Consider the following 24964-nt stretch of genomic DNA (forward strand, 5'->3'; position numbering starts at 1 on the left):
GCACCGACGACGACACCGACGGCACCAGCGTGGTGGACGAGGAGCAGATCGCCCAGATCATCGCCCGGGCCACCGGCATCCCCGCAGCCCGGTTGACCGAGGGCGATCGGGCCCGGCTGGCGAAGCTGGAGGAGGAACTGCATGAGCGCGTCATCGGGCAGGACGATGCGGTGGGCGTCATCGCCAAATCCGTACGGCGCAACCGCACGGGCATGGGCGATGCCTCCCGTCCCGTGGGCAGCTTCATGTTCCTGGGGCCCACCGGGGTCGGCAAGACCGAGTTGGCGAAGTCGCTGGCCCAGTCGCTGTTCGGCCGCGAGGAGGCGCTGCTGCGCTTCGATATGAGCGAATTCGGTGAACGGCATACCGTCTCGCGGTTGGTCGGGGCCCCTCCGGGCTACGTCGGCTACGGCGAGGCTGGACAGCTGACCGAACGGGTGCGCCGCAACCCGTATTCGGTGCTGCTGCTCGACGAGATCGAAAAGGCGCACCCCGACGTGTTCAACCTGTTGCTGCAGGTGCTCGACGACGGCCGGCTCACCGACGGGCAGGGCCGGACCGTGGACTTCCGCAACACGGTGGTCATCATGACCTCCAACCTGGGCTCCGAGTTCCTGGCCAGCAAGACCGGCGCCCTGGGCTTCAACGCCCAGTCCGGCGAGGGGGCCGGCGGTTTCGGCTCCGAGAAGGCGCTCCGCGATCGGGTCATGGGCCGGCTGCGCGAGACCATGCGTCCGGAATTCCTGAACCGCATCGACGAGATCGTGTTGTTCCGCAAGCTCGAGCAGGAGCAGCTGCGCCAGATCGTGTCCATCCAACTGCGTGACACCGAAGCCCGGCTCGAAGCCCAGGGAATCGGCTTGGACGTGGAGGATGCGGCCATCGGGTGGATTGCCGAGCACGGTTACGAGCCCGAATACGGGGCCCGTCCGCTGCGTCGGGTGATCCAGCGCGAGGTCGATGACCCGATCGCCGACCTGCTGGTCGCCGAAGCGGTCCGGGACGGTGGCAGGATCACCCTCCGGGTCGAGGAGGGCGCACTGCGCGTCGCGGCCTCCTCCACCCGCCCGGCGCTGGCCGCCTAGGTAGGTATCCCCGGGCTCCCGCCGGGACGACGAACGCCCCCGGACCATGGCTTCCATGGTCCGGGGGCGTTGTCGTGACAGGTCCTGTCCGGGGGCTCAGCCGGGGAACGGCGCGTTGGGGATGTCGGGATTCCCGTCCTCGTCCTCATCGCCGTAGGCCTCCATCGCCAGCTCGTCGGCGGTGTCTTCGTCACCGTGGACGGGAATGGACTCGGAGTCGATCTCGGTGGGGCCGTCGACGTCGCGGCGCCTCTCGTGCTCGGTGGCCTCCGGCTGGGGCAGCTGCGTCCCGTCCATGCCCATCCCGGCTTGCGAGACGGCGTCCTGGTGGTGGTGTTCGTGGGTACCCATCGTGTCCTCCTCGACATATCGGTCCGGGCCCGCGGTGCCACCTGCCCCCGTGACGACGTTTCGGGCTCTTCTTCCAGCCTACGACCGTGACGGTATTAGTCCAGTTCCTCCGGGTCCAGACCCCCGCGGCCGATGCCGGCATAGACGCCCGGCCGGGCCGATCGCAACCAGTAGGCACCGAGGACACCGAGGAGCCCCGGGACCACGATGATGGCCGGAAGCAGCCAGCTGAGCATCCCGGGTTCCTCCAACCCGATGAGCACATCGAAGTTCGCGACGATCATTCCGAACACCGCGGTCAGCGATACCCCGGCCAGCAGCGGTGCGACCATCGTCGTCCAGGCCCCGGGTCTGGTGGGCTGGCGGCGGAAGAAGCCGATGACGGCGAAGGACGTCAGGGCCATCAGCAGCACCAGACCGAACGCGCCGGTGTTGGTCAGCCAGGTGAACAGGGTCAGGACCGGGAACAGCTCCCCGTATTCGTGGCCGGTTCCTGCCACGGCGAAGACCACCAGGACGACCAGTGCGAGCACCGACTGTGCGATCGAACCGGCCAAGGGGGCCCGGGTCCGGGCGGACACCGCGGCCAGTTTCGCCGGCAGGACGTTTTCGCGTCCCAGCGAGAAGATGTAGCGGGCCACGACGTTGTGGAAGGCCACCAGGGCGGCCAGCAGGCTGGTGATGAACAGCAGGTTGGCCAGATCGACGAACCAGACGGCTGCGTGGTCGGCGAAGTACACGAACATCAGGTCCGGCCCGAATTCCTCCGACCGGCCGATCACCTGGCTCTCGCCTTCGGCAATGGTCATCGCCCAGGCGGAGAAGGCGTAGAAGGCGGCAATGACGACGACGGCGATATAGGTCGCCCGGCGGGCGGTGTTGCGCGGATCCTTGACCTCTTCGTTGTAGATGGCCCCTGATTCGAAGCCCATGAAGGCCGCGACGCTGAAGGCCAGGGCCGCCCCGACACCGGTGGTGAACAGCGATCCCGGTTCCAGCGAGGCGGTGCTGATTCCTTCCGGGGCGGTGCCGAAGGCGAACACGTCGTAGATGATGACCACGACGAATTCGAGCGCGACCAGCACGCCCAGCACCTTGGCCGAGAGGTCGACCTTGTTCACCCCCAGGATGCCCACGATGAGCCATCCGGCCAGCGAGCAGACCCACCAGGGGATTTCCAGCCCCATCGACCCTGCCAGGAACGAGGACAAGGCGAAGCCGAACAGGCCGTTGATGCCGATCTGCATGGCGTTGTAGGACAGCAGGGCCACCCAGGCGGATCCGACTCCCGCCGGCTTGCCCAGCCCGCGGGAGATATAGGCGTAGAACGCCCCGGCGTTGCGGACGTGTCGGCTCATCGCCAGATAGCCGACGGCAAAGATGACCAGGACCGCACCGAGCAGGATGAAGGACAGCGGGACCCCCAGCAGACCGGTGACCGCGAAGTTGCTGGTCACCCCGCCGGCGACGACGGTCAACGGGGCGGAGGCGGCGATGATCATGAAGACCAGGGCCGGGATCCCGAGTCGGCGTTGCCCCAACCCGGTTCCGGCGGACGGGTCCCGTCCGGCCTGTTGCTGGGTCTTGGTGGTGGTCATGGTTCCTCCTGGTGATGACAGCACGGCGTGATGGGACCGGCATTACAGACCACTGTGCCCCGGATCACAGCCGGTGGGCTTGGCTTTGCGCGACGCCCCCTTGTCCCCGGGCGCAGGCAGGACGCAACGGAGTAGCGTGATCAGCGTGAAGCCATCGAATACCCCCGTCATCCATGTCAGCGCCGTCGTCCTCAGGGATTCCTCCGGGGCGCTGCTGACCGTGCGCAAGGCAGGCACCAGCCGGTTCATGCTCCCCGGAGGCAAGCCCGAGGCGGGCGAGAGTCCCGCCATCACGGCATTGCGTGAATGTTCCGAGGAGCTGGGCGTGGAGCTGGACCCCGCGGACCTTCGTGAACTCGGGGTCTTCCGCTGCCGCGCCGCCAACGAGCCGGGCCACGAGGTCCAGGCGACCGTCTTCGAACATCCGGAACTGGTCGCGGCATACCCCGCCGCCGAGATCGCCGAATTGCGCTGGCTGGACCCCACGGCGGTCCCCCTGCCCGGGGACCTGGCCCCGCTGCTGGCCGAGCAGGTCATCCCCGCCCTGCAGGACCGGGGCCGGAGGCCCATCGGCCGGATCGCCTTATTCACCGGTTCCCGGACCGGCCACGGAGGCACCTACCTCGAGGCCACCTCCACGCTGGGCTCCCGGCTGGCCGAAACCGGTGTCGGCATCGTCTACGGCGGCGGGCAGGTGGGGCTCATGGGGGTCCTCGCCGACGCCGCCCTGGCCCGCGGCGGAACGGTCACCGGCATCACGACGGAAGCGCTTTTCGAGGGCGAGACGGCCCATGCGTCGTTGACGCGGTTGGAGGTCGTGGCCACCATGCATGAGCGCAAGCAACGCATGGCCGACCTCTGCGACGCCTTCGTCGCATTGCCCGGCGGGGCGGGAACGCTCGAGGAGTTCTTCGAAGCCAGGACCTGGCAGCATCTGGGCATCCATGCCAAGCCCGTGGCCCTGTACAACGTCGCGGGGTTCTGGGATCCACTCCTGGCCATGATCGAGACCATGGTCGAGCGCGGGTTCCTGGCTCCGCTGTACCGGGACACGTTGATCGTCAGCGACGATCCCGACGACCTGCTGGACCAGCTCGGCACCTGGCGACCCCCGACCCCCAAATGGTCCGAATAGCCGGTCCCGCCGCCCTCTGACCGGTCCGTGCTCCCGGGTCCGCGACCCTTCCCGCAGCCGAGCCCGGGCAGCAGGGGCTTGCCACAACGCGATGCCGACCGTATATTCTACAGACATAGAAAAAAGGTGTGACGTGCTCCACAGCACGGCATCATCGCTCGGCAGCGCCCGGGGCTCCGGCCCTGACGGGCCCACCCAGGGCCTCCGCGTTGCCGCTGCCCCACCCTGCCTCCAGAAAGCGGTCCCCATGTCTGCCAAGGTCTTGATTGTCGGAGCCGGTTTCGCCGGCCTGGTCGCTGCACGCGAACTGCAAACCGCGGGTGTGGAGGTGGAGATCTTCGAGGCCCGGGACCGGATCGGCGGCCGGGCCTGGACCGAGGAGCGCATGGGCCTCCCCCTGGAGATCGGCGCGACCTGGGTCCATTGGATGCAACCGTTCGTCTGGACCGAGATCATCCGCTACGGCCAGGAGATCTATCCCAGCCCGGACTACGATCGTGCCTACTGGTTGACCTGCGGAACGGTCCACGAGGGGACCGAGGCGGAGTTGGATGCCAAACTGCAGCGCCCCCAGGCACGGATCTTCGAGGGCTCGCAGGAGTTCTTCCCGTACCCGCATGAGCCCCTGCACGTGCTCAGCCCGGACTACGACGGCTCCCCCGAGGTGGCTGAACGCTTCCGCCAGGCCGATCGGGGCAGTGTCCTCGATACCCTGCGCGACGGGGACTTCAGCCAGGAGGAAATCGATCTGGCCGACGCCTACTGGTCCGCCGGCTACAACGGCCATACGGCCACCGCCTCTCCGCTCATGGCCAAGCACTGGGCCGCACTCAGCGATCACCGTCTGTCCCTGCTCGATGAGCAGACGCTGAAGTTCAAGCTCAAGAACGGCATGCGTGGGATCTACGAGCCTCTGGCCGCGGATTTGCGCTGCCCCATCCACCTGGAGACGGCTGTGGAGCAGATCGTCCATGACGGCGCCGGCGTCCGCCTGACGACCGCCGACGGTGCGGTGCACGCGGCGGACGCGGGCATCGTCACCGTGCCGTGGGGCGCACTGAAGAACCTCGACTTCTCCCCCGGGCTTTCGGCCGACCAGCAGCGGCTGGTGGGCCAAGGATCGAATTCCACCGGGTTCAAGATCTGGATCAAGGTCAAGGGCCACCACAACTTCCTGGCCACCGCCCCGTCGGGGAATCCGTTGGCGATGATGAAGAGCGAGTACTTCCTGGAGGACGGCACGACCGTCCTGGTGGGATTCGGGCCGGACCACACGCGGATCGACCTGCAGGATGCGGAGCAGGTGCAGGAGATCATCCGCCGGTGGCGGCCGGATCTGGAGGTGCTCGAAACCACCGGGCACGACTGGGTGGCCGATAAGTGGAGCGGGCAGACCTGGTCCACCATTGCCTCCGAGCAGTTCACCGACGGCTGGCACCACTTCCGCTCCACGGGCACCCGGCTGCACTTCGCCGGCGCGGATTGGGCCAAGGGCTGGAACGGTGTCGTGGTCGATGGCGCCATCGAGTCCGGGATCACCACGGCCCGGACCATCCTGCAGGAGCTGGAGGCCGGGCCCACCGGGCACGCCTGAGATACGGAGCGCGGCGTCGAGGTGTCGACGCCGCGCTCCGGCGACCGGCCGGCCCGTGGGAAACCCGGCGCCAGGGCTCCCGGGGGCCCTGCCGTCAGCTCCGCGCGCGCAGGGCGCTGGGGGCGGAACCATAGGCGGCGCGGAAGCACCGGCTGAAGTGGGCGGCGTCGGGCAACCCGTTGCGGGCCCCGATGACCCCGACGGGCAGATGCGCCAACAGCGGGTCCAACAGCTCCCGATGGGACCGATCCAGTCTGCGCGCCCTGATCCAGGCCGACACGGTGGTTCCCGTGGGCTCGAAGAGCTTATGCAGGGTGCGGGGCGAGATGTAGTGGGCGGCGGCGATCGAGCCGGGCGTCAACGCGGGATCGGCCAGATGGGCCTCGACGTGCTGCTTGATCCTGTTCAGCTGCAACACCTGCTCGGCATCGGCGGCCCGCGGCCCCACCTGCACCTCCGCCGCCAGCACGGTGCCCAGCAGATCCACGGCATTGCGGGCCAGCAGGTAGCCGAGCCCGTCCCCGACCTCGGGCACCAGGTCCCCGATGCGCGCGATGCAGGGGACCACGGCCCGGCCCACGGCGTCGGAGGACCCCAGCCGACGGGCGGTCAACATCGACATGTCGGCATCATCGAGCCCGATCAGCTGCTTGGGGAACATGAGCACCAGCGTGGAGAAGTCCTCATGGAAACTCAGCGTATAGGGGCGTTGGGTGTCGTAGATGGCCAGGTCACCGGGGGACAGAACGGCTTCGCGCCCATCCTGGATGAGGATCCCGTGACCGCTCATCTGCAGGCTCACCTTGTAGTAGCCGGGGTCCGCGGGGTTGATCAGCGCCGGGGTACGGCGCACACGGTGGGCCATGGCATCGACTTCGAAGACCGCCAGGTCCTGGAGCCCATGTCCGGAGACCTGCCCGGCAAAAGGCCCCGGGGCCACCGGATCGGCCTCGAGCGGAACGAAGGAAGCGGAGACGAGTTCACGCCATCTGGTGAAGGTCTCCGCCCGCTGGGCTGCCGGGTGGCTCATCGCGATGGTCATCGATCCCCTCCTCCTCTGGTGACAGCTGTCACACACCAGTCAAAATACGCCAGTTCCCCGCGGAAGTCACTATTTTCTCCGAGTGTCGAAAAACCTCAGGCGGACAGCAAGCCCAAATGAACGTCGAGTTGACGGGTCAACTGCTCCGGGCCGGCATGCCCCGGATCCAGGGTGGCCGCCACCTGGGCGCCCAGCAGGAAGGTCAACAGCCCTTCGGCGGCCGGGCCGACCTCGACCCCCGCACGCAATTCGCCGGACTCCCGGGCCTGGGCGAGCCATTGCAGGATCCACCCACGCCAGATGACCATCGAATCGTCATTGAGCGCCGCCTTCTCGCGGTCGTGGATCGCCACATGCCAGAACGGCACCACCGTCCGCGCCTCATCCAGGCGGGTCGCATCCAACGGCAGCACCTCCCGGCCGAAGGCCCGCAGCGCGTCGAGTCCCTCCAGCGAGGCCGCCGCCTCGGCAATCCGCTCGCTGGTCCGGTGGAAGACGTGCTCGAAGGTCGCCTGGAGCAGGGCATCCTTGGTGGGGAAATACGGTTTGAGCGCACCGTTGGAAAAGCCGGCCTCCTCGGCCACCTCACGCATGGTGGCGCGCTGCAGGCCGAGTCTGGCGATGATCCGCCAGGTTGCTTCCACCAGCTCGATCCGTCGTCGTTCGTGATCGACGATCTTGGGCATGTACCGGCACCTTTCTGCCATCCCTCCCGATCCGAGGGTCCTGCCACCAGCTTAGGCGACCGGCAACCCTCCAGCCCTGGAGCCAGGGTGCTACGCGGCCTGGCGGCACCCCGCCCAGATGACCAGGCGGTTCATGAAAGGATGCCCCCATGAGCACGCGCCTGATCCTGATCGCCGATACCCATCTGCCCAAACGGGCCCGCGGACTGCACCCGAGCCTGTGGGAGCAGATCGAGGCGGCCGATATCGTCTTCCACGCCGGGGACTGGGTGGAACCGGAGCTGTTGGACGAGCTGGAGCGGCGCTGCCGGACATTGGTCGCCGTCCACGGGAACAACGACGGCGAGGAATTGCGTTCCCGGCTTCCCGAGATCGCCCACGTGGAGATCGAGGGACTGCGCTTTTCGATGATCCACGAAACCGGGGCCTCCGCGGGCCGGGAAAAGCGGTGCGCGCAGCAGTTCCCGGACACCGACGTGCTGGTCTTCGGGCACAGCCACATCCCGTGGGACACCACGGCGGCCAATGGCCTGCGATTGCTCAATCCCGGATCACCGACGGATCGGCGGCGCCAGCCGGTGTGCACCTACATGAGCGCAGTGGTGGACGACGGCGTCCTGGGCGAGGTATCCGTCATTCCGGTGGAGCGGGTCGGGGCCTGACGAGGCCCGGACTGGACTACTTCTTGCGTCCGACCGCGAAGTAACTGAGCGGGCCGATGAAATTGAAGAAGCTCGCGAAGAACCATGCGGTCTTGGGCCCGTTGACCTCGGCCGAGGGCCGCGTCGCGAGGTCCTTCAGGGCCGCCCCCTGCAATGCGACCTGGGCCGCTCCCAGCAGCATGACCCAGAACTTGCGTCCCGTGCTGAGGTCCTTGAAATGCTTCCTGGCCATCATCATCACTCCCGACGTTCGTTGATGGGACCAGCCTAGACGAGTAGCCCGCCCGACACACCGCCAGAACAAGGAAACGGCGGCACCCGCAGGGGGTACCGCCGTCGTGCACTGCCGGTGGCAGTGCCCTGCCTGCTTCCTACTAGCGCAGCGGGCTGAAGTGGCGCATCAGCGGGGCCGTGCCCTGGCCGGTCATCTCGGCGGCCAGCATCTTGCCGGTCAGCGGGCCGAGGGCGACGCCCCACATGCCATGGCCGCCGGCGACGTGCACGCGCGGGGACTTGGTGGCGCCGATCAACGGCAGGCCATCGGCGGTGCAGGGACGGGCTCCCACCCATTCCTCCTGGCGGTCCTCCCAATCGATGCCGGTGTACATCGGGGAGGCGGCCTTGATGATCGCCTGGATCCGGCGTTCGTCCAACGGCGCATCGGCGTCGCGGAATTCCATCATGCCGGCGACCCGGAAGCGATCCCCCAGCGGCGTGCAGGCGACCCGCTGGGCGGGGAAGTAGATGGGGTGGGTCGGCATGGACTCGGGCTTGACGGTGAAGCTGTAGCCACGCCCTGCCTGGACGATCTGGCGGACGCCGAATTTGCGGGTCAGCGAGTTCAACCAGGCTCCGGTGGCCAGGACCACCGAATCGGCGGTCATGCTCCTGCCGCTGGAACCGATCACCGTCACGGAGTTCCCGGAGTCACGGACGTCGGAGACGGCGAAGCCGTCAATGATCTCCCCGCCGCGCTGGCGTACCGACTCGGCGAGCGATTCCATGAAGTTCGGCGGGTTGAGGAAACGCTGGTCGTGGATCTTCACGCCGGCGGTGACCCCCGAACCCAAGGTGGGCTCCAGTGCGCGGATCTCCGCGCCGGTCATCAGATCGAAGTCCACGGATCCTCCGGCTTCGCGGATGCCCTCGAACTCGTGCACCAGTCCCTCGCGGTCCTTCTCGGTGGCGAAGGCGGCCAGGAAGGGCTCGGCCGGTTTGGTGGGTTCGGTGACCGCGTTGCTGCCCTCGGCCAGCTCGGCGAAGGCATCCAGACCGGTGCTGCCGATCTCACTGAACACCTTCATGGCTTCGCGCCATTTGCCCGGGGTGCAGTGCCGGGCGAATCCGGCCAGGAACCTGATCAACGAAGGATCGGTGGTCAACGGGATGTAGAGGGGCGAGGCAGGGTCCAGCATGGCCTTGGCTCCGGTGGCGAACACGGAGGGTTCGCTCAATGGCAGGGTCAGGGCCGGGGTCAGCCAGCCGGCATTGCCCCAGGAGGAGCCGGCGGAGACTCCGGTCCGGTCGACGATGGTGACCCGGACCCCCCGCTCCTGCAGGTGCCAGGCGGTCGACAGACCGACGATGCCCGCGCCGACGACGACGACGTGTTCAGGATGTTGCATGCCCATGGTTTCTCCCGTTGGCTCGATCAGACTCGCACCGTAAGGATGCCCGAGCCCGCCGCCAACCTCAACCCCTCGGGAGGTTTCCACGGTAGCGCTGGCACCCGGAGGCCAAATCATGAATTAATCACGGGCACAGACGGTAATTCAGCATTTACTTCGGTCTTTGCCCTACTTTATTCCTTGGTCCACCGGGACTATGTCACAGCCGCGACCGCCGGGCTCCCCCAGGCCCAGGTCCGACGCGGTCCGGACCCGGGGATCTTCGACCGCCGACCCATCGCCGCCATGACAGGGCCTCGACACAACCCTTGACATTGCCCGTGTGACCCAGTTCACTATATTGCATAACGGAATTCAGTTTCCGCTATACGGAATCCCAGGTGATCAGCCAGGGATCCGGACCCCAGTACAAGGAACAGCTGTCGCCCGGACCTGCTTCCGATCATCCGCACACAAGGGAAACTCCATGAACAAGAACGCATCAAGCGCCGCGGCAGGCCGCCGCACCGCGCCTGCACGTCCCGAAGACGAGCGTCTGCCCATCGGTAGCACCTTCGCTTACGGCTTCCAGCACGTTTTGACCATGTACGGCGGAATCATCGCCCCGCCACTGATCGTCGGCACCGCAGCGGGCATGAGCTCCTCCGACGTCGGCCTGCTCATTGCCGCCTGCCTGTTCGTCGGCGGCCTGGCCACCCTGCTCCAGACCATCGGCATTCCGTTCTTCGGGTCCCAGCTGCCGCTGGTCCAGGGCGTCTCCTTCGCCGGCGTGGCCACCATGACGGCCATCATCGGTGGCGGCGGTGGCATCCAAGCGGTCTTCGGAGCGGTGATGGTCTCCGCAGCCGTCGGGCTGCTGATCACCCCGGTGTTCTCCAAGGTGATCAGATTCTTCCCACCGGTCGTCAACGGCGTGGTGATCACCGTCATCGGCTTGTCGCTGATGCCGGTGGCCGCCAACTGGGCCATGGGCGGCAATGACAAGGCCGACGACTACGGCTCCATGGCCAACATCGGCCTGGCCGGCGCGACCCTGCTGATCGTCCTGCTGCTGAGCAAGCTCGGCAATGCGACGATCTCCCGCCTGTCCATCCTGCTGGCCATCGTCATCGGTACGCTGGTCGCCGTCTTCACCGGCATGGCCGACTTCTCCGGGGTCGGCAACGGCCCGGTCTTCGCCTTCCCGGCCCCCTTCGCCTTCGGCTGGCCGACCTTCGAACTGCCGGCCATCATCTCGATGCTGATCGTCACGCTGGTCATCCTGACCGAAACCACGGCGGATATCCTGGCCGTCGGTGAAATCGTCGAAACCGAGGTCGATTCCAAGCGCATCGGCAACGGTCTGCGCGCCGACATGATCTCCAGCCTGATCTCGCCGGTGTTCAACTCCTTCACCCAGAGCGCCTTCGCCCAGAACGTCGGGCTGGTGGCCATCACCGGCATCAAGAGCCGTTTCGTGGTCAGCGCCGGCGGCCTGATCCTCGTGCTGCTGGGCCTGCTGCCGGTCATGGGACGCATCGTCGCGGCGGTGCCTACCGCGGTCCTCGGCGGAGCCGGCATCGTGCTCTTCGGCACCGTGGCCGCCAGTGGCATCCGCACGTTGGCCAAGGTCAACTACAAGGACAATATGAACCTGATCATCGTGGCCACCGGCGTCGGCTTCGGCATCATCCCGATCGCCGCCCCGGCCTTCTGGAACGAGTTCCCGACCTGGGTCGGCACGATCTTCCACTCGGGCATCAGCTCGGCCGCGGTCGCCGCGATCCTGCTGAACATCCTGTTCAACCACATCAAGGTCGGAACCCCGACGGACCCCTCGGTCTTCGCCAAGGCCCCGGTCCGGCCGGCCACCGAAAAGGACTTCGAGACCCACGAAGTCTCCGAGGTCTAGGCCCCGGACACCAGACCGACACCAGTAGAAAAGCGAGGGAGCAGCTCCGGGACACCGGGGCTGCTCCCTCGCATTTCGTGACCGGGTCTCAGCCCCCGTGTGCCTGCAGGAACTCGTACACCTCGGTTTCGTCGACCCCGGGGAACGCCCCCGAAGGCATGGCGGCCAACAGGTGGGAGTTCGCCCGGGCCGCCGGCCAGGCCTGACCGGCCCAGGAGCGGGCCAGCGCCTCCGGCGGACGCTTGCAACACGACTCATCCGGGCAGCGTGATTTGGACCGTTCGGTGGTGTCACGGCCGCGGAACCACTTCACGTGTTCGTAGGGGACCCCGATGCTCAGCGAGTACATCCCCGAGGAGTGGCGTTCGGTGCGGGCGGTGCACCAGAAGGTCCCCACCACGGTGTCGGTGTATTGCTCGAAGGCCCGGAACTTATCCGGGACCTCGAAGACCTCGCGGCTGGTCCAGTACCGGCAGATCGACTGCCCCTCGATGGCGCCGGTGTGGTCGGCGGGGAAGTTCACGTCGTCGTTCTCGTAGGCCTTGTGCAGGATGCCCGACTCGTGGACCTTCTGGAAGTGGCAGGTGATGCCCAGGTGTTCGGTGGCCAGGTTCGTGAAGCGGTGGGCCGCCGATTCGTAGGAGACCGCATAGGCATCACGCAGGTCCTCGATCGCCAACGACTTGGACTTCTTGGCCTCCTCGAGGAAACCCACGGTGGTCTTCTGCGGCATCAGCAGGGCCGCGGCGAAGTAGTTGGTGTAGACCCGCTGACGGAGGAACTCGCTGTAGTTCCGGGGGGCCTCATGACCCAGGACGTAGTGGCCCAGCGCCTGCAGCAGCACCGACCGGGCGTCATGATCGCTTCGGGTCCCCTGCACCAGATAAATTCTGCGGTTCTTCAGATCGGTCACCGACCGGGTCGAATGCGGCAGGTCCCCGACGAAGCGCAGCCCGAATCCCAGATGCTCGGCCAGATCGGCGGCGACATGGTGGGACAACGGTCCCGAGGTGTGCCCGACGGCGTCGAGCAGACCCTGGGCCTGCTTCTCCAGCTCGGGGTAGTGGTTGTTGCATTCACGCATTTCGGTGCGGATCTCGGTATTGGCCCGACGCGCTTCCTCGGGGGTCGCCGCCTGCTCCTCGAGCCGCCGTTCGAGCTCATGCTGCAGGCCGACCATGGATTCAAGCACATCCATCGGCAACCGTGAGGACACCCGGACCTTGGGCAGCCCCAAGGATCCGTAGAGCGGTCCGCGCTGGGCCCTTTCCAACTCGATTTCCAGCCCGGCCCGCCGGCTCGGAGGCTCGGATCCGAGCAGGTCGTCCACGCCGGTATCCAGGGCGGCGGCCAGTTGCCGCAACAGCCCCACCTTGGGCTCGCGTTTTCCGTTCTCGATCAGGCTCAGCTGCGAGGGGGCCACCGAGACCAGGGCACCCAACCCATCCAGGGTCAGCGCCTTGCCCTTGCGTAGGTGGCGCACCCGGCGGCCCAGGGCAATGGCATCCAGTTCGGGGTCGTCGTGGGTCGAGGCGCCCTGCGGGGACTGTCCGCCGGAGGGCCGGTTCCATGTGGGAGTCGTCACTTCTTGAGAATAGCTCAAGAAGTGCAAATCTTTCCACCCCAACCCCCTAGAAAACCCCTTGCGGATCGCGAAGAGTCATGACTACGAACAAAAACACGGAAACATCGACCGACCGGCAGAGGCGCCGGGAACGTCGTCGGATCCCCGGGACACCCGGAGCGACACCAAGGAGAATGCCATGACGCAGAAGCAGAATTCCGCCGCAGAGCGCGAACAGGCCCTGGAGATGGAGTGGAGCGCCAACCCCCGCTGGGCAGGCATCACCCGCGAATACACGGCGGCGGAGGTCGTTCGGCTGCAGGGACGCGTCGTCGAAGAGAACACGTTGGCCCGTCGCGGTTCCGAAAAGCTCTGGGACCAGCTCACCACCGAAGCCACGACCGGCGCCTACACCAACTCCCTGGGCGCCCTGACCGGCAACCAGGCGGTCCAGCAGGTCAAGGCAGGCCTGCGGGCCATCTACCTCTCCGGTTGGCAGGTCGCCGCCGACGCCAACCTCGCCGGCCAGACCTACCCCGACCAGTCGCTCTACCCGGCCAACTCGGTCCCCCAGGTGGTGCGCCGCATCAACAACGCCCTCCAGCGCGCCGACCAGATCGAATTCGCCGAGGACATCCATTCCGTCGAGGACTGGCTGGTCCCGATCGTCGCCGACGCCGAGGCCGGCTTCGGTGGCCCGTTGAACGCCTACGAACTGATGAAGTCGATGATCACCGCCGGCGCCTCGGGGGTGCACTGGGAAGACCAGCTCGCCTCGGAGAAGAAGTGCGGCCACCTCGGCGGCAAGGTCCTCATCCCCACCGGCCAGCACATCCGCACCCTCAATGCCGCCCGCCTGGCCGCCGACGTTTCCGATACCCCCAGCGTGATCATCGCCCGCACCGATGCCGAAGCCGCCACCCTGATCACCTCCGACGTCGATGAGCGTGACGCGCAGTTCGTCACCGGCGAGCGCACCGCCGAAGGCTTCTACAAGGTCCGCAACGGGATCGAACCCTGCATCGCCCGGGCCAAGGCCTACGCCCCCTATTCCGACCTCATCTGGATGGAGACCGGGACCCCTGACCTGGAGATGGCCAAGAAGTTCGCCGAAGCAGTCAAGGCCGAACACCCCGACCAGATGCTCGCATACAACTGCTCGCCGTCCTTCAACTGGAAGAAGCACCTCGACGACGCCACGATCGCCAAGTTCCAGCGCGAACTCGGCGCCATGGGATTCACCTTCCAGTTCATCACCCTGGCCGGGTTCCACGCCCTGAACCACTCGATGTTCGATCTGGCCTCCGGCTACGCCCGGAACGGCATGAGCGCCTACGTCGAACTCCAGGAACGCGAATTCGCCTCCGAGGCCGCCGGCTACACCGCCACCAAGCACCAGCGCGAGGTCGGCACCGGCTACTTCGACCAGATCGCCACGACCCTGAACCCCGAAGCATCCACCCTGGCTCTGGTGGGATCCACCGAAGCCGGCCAGTTCCACTAGGCACCACACGACGCCGGTGCCGGGGCCCACCCACCCGGGCACCGGCGTCGTCCCCCACCATTTTTAAGGAGATCCGCCATGAACGACCCCATCACCCTGAACGGCACCACGCCGAATGCTTCGCCGGTCCGCGGCCAGGAGCAGATCCTCACCCCCCGGGCCATGGACTTCCTGGCGCAGCTGCATCACGAGTTCGAGCCGCGCCGGAAGGAACTGCTGGCCCTGCGCGAAACGCGCCGCCGCGAGATCGCCGGCGGCCAGGATCCGCACTTCCTGGAAGAGACCCGGCCCATCCGTGAAGACGACTCCTGGACGGTCGCCCCCATCGCCCCCGGCCTGGAGGACCGCCGGGTGGAGATCACCGGACCGCCGGAACGCAAGATGGCCGTCAACGCACTGAACTCCGGTGCCAACGTCTGGCTGGCGGATCTGGAGGACTGCACCACCCCCACCTGGCAGAACGTCATCAACGGGCAGCTGACCCTGCGGGCCGCGCTCGAGAACGACCTCGACTTCACCTCCGAGGAGGGCCAGGAGTACACGGTCACCGGACGGACGCTGACCGAGCTGCCGACCATCATGGTCCGGCCGCGCGGCTGGCACCTGCCCGAGCGGCACCTGACCATCGGCGGCAAGTCCACCTCGGGGGCGCTGGTCGACTTCGGCCTCTACTTCTTCCACAACGCGCAGCGGTTGATCTCCGGCGGACGTGGCCCCTACTTCTACCTGCCCAAGATCGAGAACCATCTGGAGGCCCGCCTCTGGAACGACGTGTTCATCAGGGCCCAGGAGTTGCTGGACATCCCCCGGGGGACCATCCGCGCCACGGTCTTCATCGAGACCATCACCGCGGCCTTCGAACTCGAGGAGATCCTCTACGAACTGCGGGAGCACTCCGCGGGCCTGAACGCCGGCCGGTGGGACTACATCTTCTCAGTGATCAAGAACTTCCGCACCCGCGGACCGCGGTTCGTGCTGCCGGACCGGGCGATGGTGACCATGACCGCCCCCTTCATGCGGTCCTTCACCGAACAGCTGGTGCGGGCCTGCCACCGCCGCGGGGCCACGGCCATCGGTTCCATGAGCGCCTTCATCCCGAACCGGCGCGACGAGGCCGCCAACGCGGTGGCCTTCGAGACCGTCGGGGTCGAGAAATCCCGCGAAGCCGCCGACGGTTTCGACGGCGCCTGGGTGGCCCACCCGGATCTGGTCCCGGTGGTGCAGCGGATCTTCGATCGGGAGATGGGCGGAAAACCGAACCAGATCGACCGTCTGCGCGAAGACGTCGCCGTCGATGACCGGGCCTTGCTGGACATCGCCGGAACCCCGGGGCTGATCACCGAGGGCGGGGTCCGGATGAACGTGGTCATCGGGCTGCGCTACATCGAGTCCTGGTTGCGGGGCAACGGGGCCGTGGTCCTGAAGAACATGATGGAGGACGCCTCCACCGCCGAGATCTCCCGCTCGCAGATCTGGCAGTGGATCCACCAGGGTGCGGTGACCGACGACGGTGAGCTGATCACCGCCGAGTTCGTCGAGGAGATCGTGGAGGAGGAGTACGCGAAGATGGAACGCTTCGAGGGGGACCGGTTCGCCGATGCCCGGGAGATCTTCGATGAGTGTGCCCTGCAGGATGACTACCCGGCCTTCCTGACCGTGCCGTCCTACACGCGGTTCCTCTGCCAGTCCAAGGCGCGGCAGATGATCGACGCCTGACCAGCCACCGACCGCCCCGCCGGGGGTTCTTCCTCCATTGGATCCCGGGCCGGGGCGGTCGGCCCCCACACCACGACGGACCCCATCTGGCAGAGCTGCCGGGGTCCGTCGTCTTTTTGAGGTCGGGGTCTAGATGTCGTCCTCGTAGGCGGGGCCGCCCTCGCCCTCCCAGGTCTCCAGCCGGCGGACCTTGGAGGCGTTGTATTTGCGGCGGACCCCGCGGCCGGCATCCTCGTCCTCCTCGACGAAGACGGCGCCGTACTGTTCCAGGGCGTGGCGCAGCATGGCGTTCTGCTCGACGGTCAGATCGTGGTTGCCTTTTTCGAAGGCCCGGATCTGCTGTTTCTCCAGTCCGGCGGCCCGACCAATGACCTTGCTCGAGACCTGGGTGATGGCGCGGGCGGCCCGGGCCAGATCGGCGGGTATGAATGTTGATGGGTTCTTCATGCCTTGATCATCCCAGTCTTCGCGCGCGAAGTCAGGCGACCCGACCGGGACGGGTGCACCAGTAGGCTGGATACCGGTTCCGGAGGGCCCGGATGAGTGGAGACGGCGGGGAGCAAACCGATGGACATCGATCCGGGGAACGACGTCGACACGGCCCCTCGCCGGGGATCGCCGGCGGCCCGGACCGTCACCACCCTCCTCTCCCCCGTGGTCCTGGTCAGCGCCTACCTGCTGGTGCTGCCGCTGCGGAGTCCGGACACCACCTGGCTGCAGGCCATCGTGGCCCTGGTCTTCACCACGGGACTGCCCTGGCTGGGCGTGGTGTGGATGAAGCATCGGGGCCGGGTCACCGATCTGCATGTCCGTGAGCGGTCGCAGCGCCGGCCCGTGTTCGTCCTCGCCGGGGCATCCCTGCTGATCGGTGGCGGCGCGTTGGTGCTGCTGCGGGCCCCGGCGGCGGTCTTCAGCGCGCTGGGGTTGATCCTGGCCGGACTGCTGATCTGCCTGGTGGTGAACCTGCGGTGGAAGATCTCCGTGCATACGGCGGTCGCCGCCTTCATCTGGCTCGAGGTCTTCTCCGACCCGGACTGGGGTGCGGCCGCCGCCCTCTTCCTGACCTTGCTGGTCGGCTGGTCGCGTCTGGAGCTGCGACGGCATACCCCGGGCCAGGTGCTCGCCGGTGCGCTGGTGGGCTGCATCGTGTTCGCCGGCGGGCTGGCCCTGCCCTGAACCGCTCGTCCGGCCAGGGGCTCCCGCGGTTCCTGCCCGTCGACCGCTTATAGGATGGCGGGGACCACCGGCGAGGGCCCAGGCCCGCCCCCGACACCTGCGAACGGAGCACCCATGGCACTTCGTGTTCTGGTCCCTTCCCCCGCGTTGGCCCACGCCATCAGCGGTCCGGGGATCGAAGCCATCATCTGGCATATCGATTCCGAGGCCTCCCCGGCCCCGGCAGCCGATGTCCTGATCACCGAGCGTCCCCGCGTCCAGGCCCACCGTTCCCGGGTGAACAGCATCCCCGGCCTGCGCCACGTCCATCTGCTGTCCATCGGCTACGAATGGGTCCTGGACCATCTGCCGCCCGGGGCCACGCTGAGCAATTCGCGGGGCGCCGTCGAGGATGCCACCGCCGAACACGGGCTCGCCCTGACCCTGGCGGCACTGCGCGATCTGCCGGTCGCCGCCACCCAACAGCACCGCCACGACTGGACACCGCTGTGGACCACGTCCCTGCATGGTTCGGTGGTCGTCCTCCTGGGCCATGGCGGGGTGGGCCGGGAAGTGGCCGCCCGGTTGGCGCCCTTCCGTCCGGCAGCCGTGCTCCCCGTGGCCCGCCGGGAACGCACCACCGAGAGCGGGGTCCACGTCCACGGGGTCCAGGAGCTGCCCGGGCTCCTGCCCCGGGCCGACGTCGTCATCGTCACCCTGCCCCACGCGGCGGGCACCGAACGGCTCGTGGATGGCGCCTTCCTGGCCGCCATGGCCGACGGGGCCCTGCTGGTGAACATCGGTCGCGGCGCGGTCGTGGACACCGAGGCACTGGTCGCCGAGTTGCAGTCCGGACGGCTACGGGCCGCCCTGGATGTCGTCGACCCGGAACCGCTCCCGGCCGGCCACCGGCTCTGGGAGGCCCCCGGCTGCCTGCTGACCCCGCATATGGCCGGGAACACCAACGAATTCATCCGCCTGTCCACCGAGGGCGCCGTGGAGCAGGTCCAGCGTCTGGCGCAGGGCCGGGCCCCGATCCACCTCGTGGCCGGACCGGGGGCCGGGTAGCCCCTCGACGGTCCCCGCCCGGTACTCTGGGGAACCATGGAGAACATCACGCTCAAGCCCGGCGACCAGGTCGTCTTCACCTCCCTGGAAGCACTCGATAAGAACGATCTCGCCCAGGCAGTCACGGACGCCGGCTACCTCGTGGGTCCCGGGGTCTCGAAGAAGACCGCCCTGCTGGTGGCCGGGGACCCCGACGTGGATTCAACCAAGTCGCGCAAGGCCCGCGACTACGGCATCCCCGTCATCGGCGAGCACGACTTCGTTCAACGCTTCCTCGGCGGGGTCCTCCCGGCCACGGCGGAGGCCCCCGAGCTCTCGGCCCCGGCCTCGCTGGACGACCTGCCCCCGAATGCCAAACGTGATCTTCCCGCCGTGAAGCTCGCCTGCGCTGCGTTGCGCGAGGAACTCCCCGTCCAGGCCCTGGTCAAGACCCCGGAGGCCGGGGTCTTCGTCGTCCGCGGTCCCGCCCGCCATTCGGCCCTCGGCGAGGCCTGGATGGTCGGCGGCGTCGCCGTCGCCGGCTCCACCGGGACCCCCGATAAGATCGTGCGCGCCCTGGGCCTGGCCGGCGGTGATGAATCGGCACCGCAGGACGACCTCGAACGGCTGGACGTCAACCACCCCACCTACGGGCAGTTCAGCGTCTATGGCCCCCTCCGCCACCAGGCCGGGCTGGACCTGGTCGGCCCCTGGATCCGCGGTGGGGTCCACAGCCGGGATTGAGCTGCGGGCCGGCGCCGGGGAATACCCCGGGCGCCGGTCGGTGTTGCACCAGGCATCCCCGACCACAGGAGCCTTTCCATGGATCTGTTTGCCCCGCTCACCCTCGGCGACCTCGACCTGCCCAACCGGCTGGTCATGGCCCCGCTGACCCGATCACGGTCCCGCGTTGACGGGGTGCCCAACGACGACGTCGTGGAGTACTACCGCCAACGGGCTTCGATGGGGCTGATCGTCAGCGAGGGAACCTATCCCAGCCAGACGGGCCAGGGATTCGTGCGCCAGCCCGGACTGGCCACCGAGGAGCAGGTCGCCGGGTGGAAACGCGTCACCGACGCCGTCCATGCCGAGGGCGGGCTGATCATCGCCCAGGTCATGCATGCCGGCCGGGTCACCCACCCGGAGATCACCGGGGTCCAGGAGGTCGTCGCCCCCAGTGCGATCGCCGTCGAGGGAAGCACCCGCACCTACACCGGCAAGCACCCCTACCCGGTCCCCCGCGCCCTGGAGACCTCCGAGCTGGCTGGCATCGTGGAGGAGTTCGTCCGGGCCTCGACCAATGCGATCGCCGCCGGCTTCGACGGGGTGGAACTCCATGGCGCCAACGGCTACCTGCTCCATGAGTTCCTGGCCTCCTCGACGAATACACGCACCGATGCCTACGGCGGGTCCCCGGGAAACCGGGCCCGCCTGGTCATCGAGGTGGCCACCGCGGTGGCCGCGGCCATCGGTTCCGGCCGCACCAGCCTGCGGATCTCCCCCGAACACAATGTCCAAAGCACCCTGGAGGAGGACCGCGACGACGTCGCGGCCACCTACGGTGCGCTCATCGACGGGATCGCCCCGCTGGGATTATCGGCGCTGAGCATCCTGCACCGGCAGCCGACCGGGGAACTGGCCCAGGATCTGCGCTCGCGTTTCGGCGGCCCCGTGCTGTTGAATTCGGGGTTCGCCGAGATCACCACCGTCGAGGACGCCCGGGAGCTGACCTCCAGCGGCTGGGGTGAGGCGGTCGTCGTCGGGCGGCCCGCCATCGCCAACCCGGATCTGGTGCGGCGCTGGCGTGAGGACCTGCCGCTGAACGAACCGAACCAGGCGACCTTCTACACCGAGGGGCCCACCGGGTACATCGACTACCCGTTCTGGCAGAACTAGCCCCCGGACACCGGACGGGAATAGTCCTCGGCGCGGGGAGGTTGAAGCATCCATGACTTCTCCGCGCCTTTCCGTCGATATCTGGTCCGACATCTCCTGCCCCTGGTGCTTCATCGGCAAACGTCGTTTCGAAGCGGCCCTGGCCACCCTTTCCTTCCGTGACCAGGTGGACGTGACCTGGCACAGCTACCAGCTCGATCCCTCGCTGCCGGCCCACTACGACGGCACCGAATTCGAGTATCTTTCGCAGAAGAAGGGCATGGACCCGGCGCAGGTGAAGCAGATGCTCGAACACGTCACCGGCCAGGCCGCCGACGAGGGGCTGCACTACGATTTCGGCAACCTCAAGGTCGCCAATTCCTTCACCGCCCACCGCCTGCTGCATCTGGCCGAGGCGCATGGCCTGGCCGGCGAGGTCAAGGAGGCGCTGCTCTCCGCCCAGTTCGAAAAGGGCCTGGACACCGGGGACACCACGGTGCTGCGCCGGATCGGCACCGACGCCGGACTGGCCGAGGACGACGTCGTGGCGGTCCTGGAATCGGATCGGTACACCGCCGAGGTCGAGGCCGACATCGCCCAGGCCCGCGCCCTGGGGGTGACCGGGGTGCCGTTCTTCGTCCTGGACATGAAGTACGGAATCTCCGGGGCCCAGCCACCCGAGGTGTTCGCCGAGGCCCTGACCACCGCCTGGGGTGAGGTCTCCCCGCTATCCATGGTCAACGCCGGACAGGACCCGGCCTCCGGCACCCAGGCCCCCGCCTGCGGCCCCGAGGGCTGCGACTAGCAGCGGCCCACCCGCCGCCGTCCCGGGTTACTTCCCGTCCTGATCCTTCGCCGGTGAGGGGTCCGCCTTCCCGGAGGCCGCCGCGGATTCCTTGGCCTTCTTGCGGGCTTCCTTCACCGCGATCGGGCAGCTGAGCTGGCCGTCGGAGGTATCCACCTTCTTCTTCGGGACGATCGACCCGGCCTTGTACTTCTTGCCGATGACGAAATCGATGGTGTCGGCGCTGCGCTTGGGCTTCTTCACGTATTCGGTGCCCTTGATATGGCGTTGGACGGTCAGGGCGTTGGCCCGGCCCTTCGTCCCGGAGACCACGGTGCCCACGATGTCGGCGTTCTTCAACTTCGCATTGGCCACCTTCCCGATCGTGAAACCGTGCTTCTTCAGCGATTCGGCCGTGGCCGCGGCCAGCCCGGCGCTGGTGGTGGCGTTGTAGACGTTGACGGTGACGTCCTTCGGCTTCGCGTACTCCAGTTCCTCCTGCGGGCAGACGGCGGCGGCCGGATCCTCCGCCTGGGCCGTCGCCGTGGGCGTCGGCGCCGGTTCCAGGGCGGGGATGACCACCTGCCCGGTCTTGACCAGGTAGGCGAGCACGAGCGCGGCGATCACCAGCGCGACCAGCAGGCCCAGCACCATCCCGTGCAGCAGCCGGCGCCGGTAGTAGCGCGGGTTCTCCACGCGTTCGGGGTCGTGATCGGAGAACCCCTCGTCCAGGTCCTCCTCGGTGACGATCCGTTGGCCATGCCAGTCGGTCGGGTCTCGTTCATCGCTCATGGGATCACGAATCCAGGATCAGGACGCGGGCGTGCATGACCGAACGCTGGTGCAGGGCGGTCCGCACGGCCCGGTGCAGCCCGTCCTCCAGATACATGGTGCCCTGCCACTGCACCACGTGGGGGAAGAGGTCACCGAAGAACGTGGAGTCCTCCGCCAACAGCGCTGCCAGGTCCAGGGTCGCCTTGGTGGTCACCAATTCATCGAGGCGTACCTGACGGGGGGCGACGACGGCCCAGTCCTTGGGAGTGACAAGGTCGTGGTCGGGGTACGGGCGGGATTCGCCGACTGCTTTGAAGATCACTGTTCCAGCTTAGGGAACGCCAGCCCGATGTGGAGCGACGACCTGCCGGGGAGACCTGTCAAGGGTTCCGACATCCGGGGCAATATGACGGAACCCGGCGTAACCGTTGCTGTCGTCGCGGGGCCGCCGCGCCCTAACGTTACGGCCATGAACCTTGTGCGAACCTCAGTGCCCGTTCTTGATTTCTCCACGGCCCGTCGGGCCGACGGCTGCTTCAACCCCGAATTCATCGACGCCCTGCGTGCGGCGAGCCATCAGGTCGGCTTCTTCCAACTCACCGGTTTCGGCGCCGCCGAAGGCCAGGCGCAGGAACTCCTGCAGACCATGGAGGCCTTCTTCGCCCTGCCCCTGGCCGAACGGTTGGAGCTGGACAACCGCACCTCGGCCCAGTTCCGTGGCTACACCCGGCTGGGCAAGGAAATGACCCGGGGCCGGGCCGACTCCCGGGAACAGATCGACTACGGCCCGGACCGGGAGGCGCTGGAGGGCTACCCGCAGGACCGCCCCTACCTGAACCTGCAGGGCCCCAACCAATGGCCCGCGTCCTTCCCCGAACTCGAGCGCGTGGCCATGGCCTGGGCCGAGCTGATGTCACGGGTCGGGACCGAACTCCTCGCGGCGATCGCCGTATCACTGGGTCTGCCCGAGGATCATTTCGAGGCCCCGTTCCGGCACGACCCGGCCTGGATGGGCAAACTGGTCCACTACGTCGGCGGCCAGGTCCCGGAGGCCGGCAACCAGGGGGTGGGCCTGCACGCCGATTACGGTTTCGTGACCCTGCTGCTCCAGGACCAGGTCGGCGGGCTGGAGGTCCAGCCCTACGGGCATCAGAACTGGATTCCCGTCGAGCCGATCCCCGGGGCTCTGGTGGTCAACCTCGGGGAGATGCTCGAGGTCGCCACCAACGGTTACCTGATGGCCACCATCCACCGCGTGACGGCACCACCGGCCGGCGTCGACCGCTATTCGGTACCCTTCTTCTGGTCCCCGCGGCTGGATTCGGTCATCGATACGGTCCCGCTGCCACCGGAGCTGGCGGCCCAGGCCCGTGGCGTCTCCGACGATCCGACCAATCCGATGCTCTCCTCCTACGGCGCCAACGTCCTCAAGGGGTGGTTGCGCGCTCATCCGGAAACCGCCGCCCGGCACTATCCGGGGCTGTGATCCGGCCATCGGGCGGCGCATGTTCATGGTCTTCCTGCCACGTTGCGGTGCCTGCACCGAATGCGCCGACGAGGAATTACCCCCTGGGCAGGCCACCGAGCGCGCGATGCCCTCTCGCGCTCCAACCCCTGAGACCTGACCGCCCAAGCCCAGTCGATCAATCCAGTTCTAGCCCTCGCGTCCCAGTCGCTGGCGCGCGGTGTGCGTACCCCGCCCGATGGGCACACGTCGCGTGGCGGCCCCGAGCCCGAACGCCGGCATATCGGTGTAGACCGTCTCTTGGTCGGTGACCCTCACCTGGTAGGTCTCGTGCCAGATGCCCACGTCGCCGCTGCCTGCCGACTTCTTCGTGAACTGGCGCCAGGCCCCCAGATGCGGAGCATCCTGGGCGGAGGCAAAGCGCTGCAAGTCCTCCGGGCTGCGCCAATAACTCAGCAGAATCGTGGTCCGACCCAGCCATTGGTGGTAGCCCAGCAGACCGGTTTCAGGATCTTTCGCCAGATGAGCCAACTTCCGTGGCATGGCGGCCACGGTCGGGAGCACCGAGGCCAGCTTCCACCATCTGTTGGCCCGCATCCCGATCAGGAACACGGTCACGTGCTCCTGATCGGGGGCCGCTGTATATCTGCCCGGATCCACGGTTGCTGCCACGACCATCGTCTCTCATCGCGCATCACACTGCTATGGAACGATGATATGGATGCTTGGCACCTTGGCAAGACCTTTAACCCATGATGCGATATTGCGCCGCCCCCCGGCTCCTCACAGCGGTCAGCAGCATGGTTTCCGTGTCTTTTGCCCGGGAACACCCCGTGGGACGAGGCTTATGAAGCAGTTTCACCCCGCCTCGTCAGCCTCTACGGCGAGCGCTACAGGGCCGCCCGCACCGCCCCGACGAGCTCGTCGGAGAGCGGCTCGACACTGGACGCGAACCGGCCCAGGATCCGGCCATCGGCCCCGACGAGGAACTTCTCGAAGTTCCAGCCGATATCCTGGACCTCTCCGGTGGGGTAGGCGGTGAGCTCGCGGTAGAGCGGGTGGGCGTCGGGGCCGTTGACGTTGGTCTTCGTGGCCAACGGGAAGGTCACCCCGTAGTTGATCTGGCAGAACTCCTCGATCTGCGCATCCGTTCCCGGCTCCTGGCCCATGAACTGGTTGCTGGGCACCCCCAGCACCACCAGGCCCTGGTCCCGATGCGTCGCATACAGCTTCTCGAGACCCTCATACTGCGGGGTGAATCCGCATTTGGAAGCGACGTTGACCACCAGGACCGGCCGGCCGGCGAACGCCTCCCCGAAGGTCGACGTCGTTCCGTCGTTGAAGGTGATGGCCACATCCTGCAGGGTCGAATCGGGCGTGCTCATGATGTCCTCTCGCTCAGGGGTTC

General features: G+C 67.4%; 25 protein-coding genes. 13 read left to right on the plus strand and 12 right to left on the minus strand.

The annotated features are described in order from the left end of the window. A partial coding sequence (locus tag ACT3UE_RS07920) for an AAA family ATPase (protein WP_444566504.1) occupies nt 1-1085 on the plus strand: 1085 nt, incomplete at its 5' end. 96 nt (nt 1086-1181) lie between these two features. On the opposite strand, the gene ACT3UE_RS07925 is transcribed toward ACT3UE_RS07920, so the two are convergent. Together ACT3UE_RS07925 and ACT3UE_RS07930 are read right to left on the minus strand one after the other, a co-directional pair. After that, nucleotides 1182-1436, minus strand: a complete 255-nt coding sequence (locus tag ACT3UE_RS07925; RefSeq protein ID WP_443382050.1) for a hypothetical protein — start codon at nt 1434-1436, stop codon at nt 1182-1184. Nucleotides 1437-1531: 95 nt separating this feature from the next. After that, on the minus strand, nt 1532-3034 hold the full coding sequence (locus ACT3UE_RS07930) for an APC family permease (RefSeq protein WP_443382048.1): 1503 nt from the start codon (nt 3032-3034) through the stop codon (nt 1532-1534). Between the two features lie 145 nt (nt 3035-3179). Between ACT3UE_RS07930 and ACT3UE_RS07935 the strand changes: the two genes are divergently transcribed. Both ACT3UE_RS07935 and ACT3UE_RS07940 read left to right on the plus strand, forming a co-directional pair. Beyond that, nucleotides 3180-4169: a TIGR00730 family Rossman fold protein gene (locus ACT3UE_RS07935; RefSeq protein WP_443382046.1), complete on the plus strand. Its 990-nt coding sequence runs from the start codon at nt 3180-3182 to the stop codon at nt 4167-4169. A gap of 247 nt (nt 4170-4416) precedes the next feature. Next, nucleotides 4417-5763 (plus strand): NAD(P)/FAD-dependent oxidoreductase, encoded by a 1347-nt coding sequence (locus ACT3UE_RS07940; RefSeq protein ID WP_443382044.1) that lies wholly within the window; start codon nt 4417-4419, stop codon nt 5761-5763. 94 nt (nt 5764-5857) lie between these two features. Here the strand turns inward: ACT3UE_RS07940 and ACT3UE_RS07945 are convergent, their stop codons facing one another. Together ACT3UE_RS07945 and ACT3UE_RS07950 are read right to left on the minus strand one after the other, a co-directional pair. Beyond that, nucleotides 5858-6805, minus strand: a complete 948-nt coding sequence (locus tag ACT3UE_RS07945; protein ID WP_443382042.1) for an AraC-like ligand-binding domain-containing protein — start codon at nt 6803-6805, stop codon at nt 5858-5860. A gap of 95 nt (nt 6806-6900) precedes the next feature. Further along, nucleotides 6901-7491 (minus strand): TetR/AcrR family transcriptional regulator, encoded by a 591-nt coding sequence (locus ACT3UE_RS07950; RefSeq protein ID WP_443382040.1) that lies wholly within the window; start codon nt 7489-7491, stop codon nt 6901-6903. A gap of 149 nt (nt 7492-7640) precedes the next feature. On the opposite strand from ACT3UE_RS07950, the gene ACT3UE_RS07955 reads away from it, so the two are divergent. Then, nucleotides 7641-8153, plus strand: coding sequence for a metallophosphoesterase family protein (locus ACT3UE_RS07955; protein WP_443382038.1), 513 nt, complete (start codon nt 7641-7643; stop codon nt 8151-8153). A 16-nt stretch (nt 8154-8169) separates the two neighbouring features. Here ACT3UE_RS07955 and ACT3UE_RS07960 read toward each other — a convergent pair whose 3' ends face one another. After that, the gene (locus ACT3UE_RS07960) at nt 8170-8385 is read right to left on the minus strand and encodes a PLDc N-terminal domain-containing protein (RefSeq protein ID WP_443382036.1); all 216 of its coding nucleotides are present in this window, start codon (nt 8383-8385) and stop codon (nt 8170-8172) included. A 142-nt stretch (nt 8386-8527) separates the two neighbouring features. After that, entirely contained in the window at nt 8528-9784 is a 1257-nt protein-coding gene (locus tag ACT3UE_RS07965) for an NAD(P)/FAD-dependent oxidoreductase (RefSeq protein WP_444554559.1), read from the minus strand. Between the two features lie 463 nt (nt 9785-10247). Between ACT3UE_RS07965 and ACT3UE_RS07970 the strand changes: the two genes are divergently transcribed. Beyond that, nucleotides 10248-11672, plus strand: coding sequence for a nucleobase:cation symporter-2 family protein (locus tag ACT3UE_RS07970; RefSeq protein WP_444554558.1), 1425 nt, complete (start codon nt 10248-10250; stop codon nt 11670-11672). A gap of 88 nt (nt 11673-11760) precedes the next feature. Here ACT3UE_RS07970 and ACT3UE_RS07975 read toward each other — a convergent pair whose 3' ends face one another. Next, complete coding sequence (locus ACT3UE_RS07975) at nt 11761-13284, minus strand: helix-turn-helix domain-containing protein (protein ID WP_444554563.1); 1524 nt, start codon at nt 13282-13284, stop codon at nt 11761-11763. A 151-nt stretch (nt 13285-13435) separates the two neighbouring features. On the opposite strand from ACT3UE_RS07975, the gene aceA reads away from it, so the two are divergent. Beyond that, nucleotides 13436-14740 carry an isocitrate lyase gene (gene aceA, locus ACT3UE_RS07980; RefSeq protein ID WP_444554557.1) on the plus strand — a complete coding sequence of 435 codons (1305 nt, stop codon included), beginning with the start codon at nt 13436-13438 and terminating at the stop codon, nt 14738-14740. Nucleotides 14741-14818: 78 nt separating this feature from the next. Further along, nucleotides 14819-16456 (plus strand): malate synthase A, encoded by a 1638-nt coding sequence (aceB, locus tag ACT3UE_RS07985; RefSeq protein ID WP_444554556.1) that lies wholly within the window; start codon nt 14819-14821, stop codon nt 16454-16456. A 129-nt stretch (nt 16457-16585) separates the two neighbouring features. Here aceB and ACT3UE_RS07990 read toward each other — a convergent pair whose 3' ends face one another. Further along, complete coding sequence (locus tag ACT3UE_RS07990) at nt 16586-16903, minus strand: XRE family transcriptional regulator (RefSeq protein WP_444554555.1); 318 nt, start codon at nt 16901-16903, stop codon at nt 16586-16588. Nucleotides 16904-17023: 120 nt separating this feature from the next. On the opposite strand from ACT3UE_RS07990, the gene ACT3UE_RS07995 reads away from it, so the two are divergent. From ACT3UE_RS07995 to ACT3UE_RS08015, 5 genes are all read left to right on the plus strand, one after another. Then, a complete protein-coding gene (locus tag ACT3UE_RS07995) occupies nt 17024-17632 on the plus strand; it encodes a phosphatase PAP2 family protein (protein WP_444554554.1) in 609 nt (202 codons plus the stop codon). Between the two features lie 114 nt (nt 17633-17746). Further along, a complete protein-coding gene (locus tag ACT3UE_RS08000) occupies nt 17747-18679 on the plus strand; it encodes an NAD(P)-dependent oxidoreductase (RefSeq protein ID WP_444554553.1) in 933 nt (310 codons plus the stop codon). Between the two features lie 36 nt (nt 18680-18715). Next, on the plus strand, nt 18716-19402 hold the full coding sequence (locus ACT3UE_RS08005; protein WP_444554552.1) for a BRCT domain-containing protein: 687 nt from the start codon (nt 18716-18718) through the stop codon (nt 19400-19402). 78 nt (nt 19403-19480) lie between these two features. After that, nucleotides 19481-20554: an alkene reductase gene (locus tag ACT3UE_RS08010; protein WP_444554551.1), complete on the plus strand. Its 1074-nt coding sequence runs from the start codon at nt 19481-19483 to the stop codon at nt 20552-20554. A gap of 52 nt (nt 20555-20606) precedes the next feature. Next, nucleotides 20607-21338, plus strand: coding sequence for a DsbA family oxidoreductase (locus ACT3UE_RS08015; RefSeq protein WP_444566505.1), 732 nt, complete (start codon nt 20607-20609; stop codon nt 21336-21338). A gap of 27 nt (nt 21339-21365) precedes the next feature. Here the strand turns inward: ACT3UE_RS08015 and ACT3UE_RS08020 are convergent, their stop codons facing one another. Together ACT3UE_RS08020 and ACT3UE_RS08025 are read right to left on the minus strand one after the other, a co-directional pair. Continuing rightward, complete coding sequence (locus tag ACT3UE_RS08020; protein WP_444554549.1) at nt 21366-22109, minus strand: LytR C-terminal domain-containing protein; 744 nt, start codon at nt 22107-22109, stop codon at nt 21366-21368. A 4-nt stretch (nt 22110-22113) separates the two neighbouring features. Continuing rightward, entirely contained in the window at nt 22114-22413 is a 300-nt protein-coding gene (locus tag ACT3UE_RS08025; protein ID WP_444554548.1) for a type II toxin-antitoxin system VapB family antitoxin, read from the minus strand. 147 nt (nt 22414-22560) lie between these two features. On the opposite strand from ACT3UE_RS08025, the gene ACT3UE_RS08030 reads away from it, so the two are divergent. After that, a complete protein-coding gene (locus ACT3UE_RS08030; protein WP_444554547.1) occupies nt 22561-23577 on the plus strand; it encodes an isopenicillin N synthase family dioxygenase in 1017 nt (338 codons plus the stop codon). Nucleotides 23578-23745: 168 nt separating this feature from the next. Here the strand turns inward: ACT3UE_RS08030 and ACT3UE_RS08035 are convergent, their stop codons facing one another. Together ACT3UE_RS08035 and ACT3UE_RS08040 are read right to left on the minus strand one after the other, a co-directional pair. After that, nucleotides 23746-24234 (minus strand): DUF4188 domain-containing protein, encoded by a 489-nt coding sequence (locus tag ACT3UE_RS08035; protein WP_444566506.1) that lies wholly within the window; start codon nt 24232-24234, stop codon nt 23746-23748. Nucleotides 24235-24446: 212 nt separating this feature from the next. After that, nucleotides 24447-24941: a glutathione peroxidase gene (locus tag ACT3UE_RS08040; RefSeq protein WP_444554545.1), complete on the minus strand. Its 495-nt coding sequence runs from the start codon at nt 24939-24941 to the stop codon at nt 24447-24449. Between the last annotated feature and the right edge of the window lie 23 nt (nt 24942-24964).

The organism is Arthrobacter sp. 179 (genome assembly GCF_052379645.1).
Taxonomy (GTDB): Bacteria; Actinomycetota; Actinomycetes; order Actinomycetales; family Micrococcaceae; genus Arthrobacter_H.

Bases quoted from the DNA above. Each gene is read 5' to 3' on its own strand.
- ACT3UE_RS08005 (WP_444554552.1), top strand. From the start codon at position 18,716: ATGGAGAACATCACGCTCAAGCCCGGCGACCAGGTCGTCTTCACCTCC.
- ACT3UE_RS07925 (WP_443382050.1), bottom strand. From the start codon at position 1,436: ATGGGTACCCACGAACACCACCACCAGGACGCCGTCTCGCAAGCCGGG.
- ACT3UE_RS07990 (WP_444554555.1), bottom strand. From the start codon at position 16,903: ATGAAGAACCCATCAACATTCATACCCGCCGATCTGGCCCGGGCCGCC.
- aceA (WP_444554557.1), top strand. From the start codon at position 13,436: ATGACGCAGAAGCAGAATTCCGCCGCAGAGCGCGAACAGGCCCTGGAG.
- ACT3UE_RS08010 (WP_444554551.1), top strand. From the start codon at position 19,481: ATGGATCTGTTTGCCCCGCTCACCCTCGGCGACCTCGACCTGCCCAAC.
- ACT3UE_RS07995 (WP_444554554.1), top strand. From the start codon at position 17,024: ATGGACATCGATCCGGGGAACGACGTCGACACGGCCCCTCGCCGGGGA.
- aceB (WP_444554556.1), top strand. From the start codon at position 14,819: ATGAACGACCCCATCACCCTGAACGGCACCACGCCGAATGCTTCGCCG.
- ACT3UE_RS07940 (WP_443382044.1), top strand. From the start codon at position 4,417: ATGTCTGCCAAGGTCTTGATTGTCGGAGCCGGTTTCGCCGGCCTGGTC.
- ACT3UE_RS07950 (WP_443382040.1), bottom strand. From the start codon at position 7,491: ATGCCCAAGATCGTCGATCACGAACGACGACGGATCGAGCTGGTGGAA.
- ACT3UE_RS07945 (WP_443382042.1), bottom strand. From the start codon at position 6,805: ATGACCATCGCGATGAGCCACCCGGCAGCCCAGCGGGCGGAGACCTTC.
- ACT3UE_RS08015 (WP_444566505.1), top strand. From the start codon at position 20,607: ATGACTTCTCCGCGCCTTTCCGTCGATATCTGGTCCGACATCTCCTGC.
- ACT3UE_RS07955 (WP_443382038.1), top strand. From the start codon at position 7,641: ATGAGCACGCGCCTGATCCTGATCGCCGATACCCATCTGCCCAAACGG.
- ACT3UE_RS07970 (WP_444554558.1), top strand. From the start codon at position 10,248: ATGAACAAGAACGCATCAAGCGCCGCGGCAGGCCGCCGCACCGCGCCT.
- ACT3UE_RS08035 (WP_444566506.1), bottom strand. From the start codon at position 24,234: ATGGTCGTGGCAGCAACCGTGGATCCGGGCAGATATACAGCGGCCCCC.
- ACT3UE_RS08040 (WP_444554545.1), bottom strand. From the start codon at position 24,941: ATGAGCACGCCCGATTCGACCCTGCAGGATGTGGCCATCACCTTCAAC.
- ACT3UE_RS08030 (WP_444554547.1), top strand. From the start codon at position 22,561: ATGAACCTTGTGCGAACCTCAGTGCCCGTTCTTGATTTCTCCACGGCC.
- ACT3UE_RS07930 (WP_443382048.1), bottom strand. From the start codon at position 3,034: ATGACCACCACCAAGACCCAGCAACAGGCCGGACGGGACCCGTCCGCC.
- ACT3UE_RS08020 (WP_444554549.1), bottom strand. From the start codon at position 22,109: ATGAGCGATGAACGAGACCCGACCGACTGGCATGGCCAACGGATCGTC.
- ACT3UE_RS08000 (WP_444554553.1), top strand. From the start codon at position 17,747: ATGGCACTTCGTGTTCTGGTCCCTTCCCCCGCGTTGGCCCACGCCATC.
- ACT3UE_RS07965 (WP_444554559.1), bottom strand. From the start codon at position 9,784: ATGGGCATGCAACATCCTGAACACGTCGTCGTCGTCGGCGCGGGCATC.
- ACT3UE_RS07960 (WP_443382036.1), bottom strand. From the start codon at position 8,385: ATGGCCAGGAAGCATTTCAAGGACCTCAGCACGGGACGCAAGTTCTGG.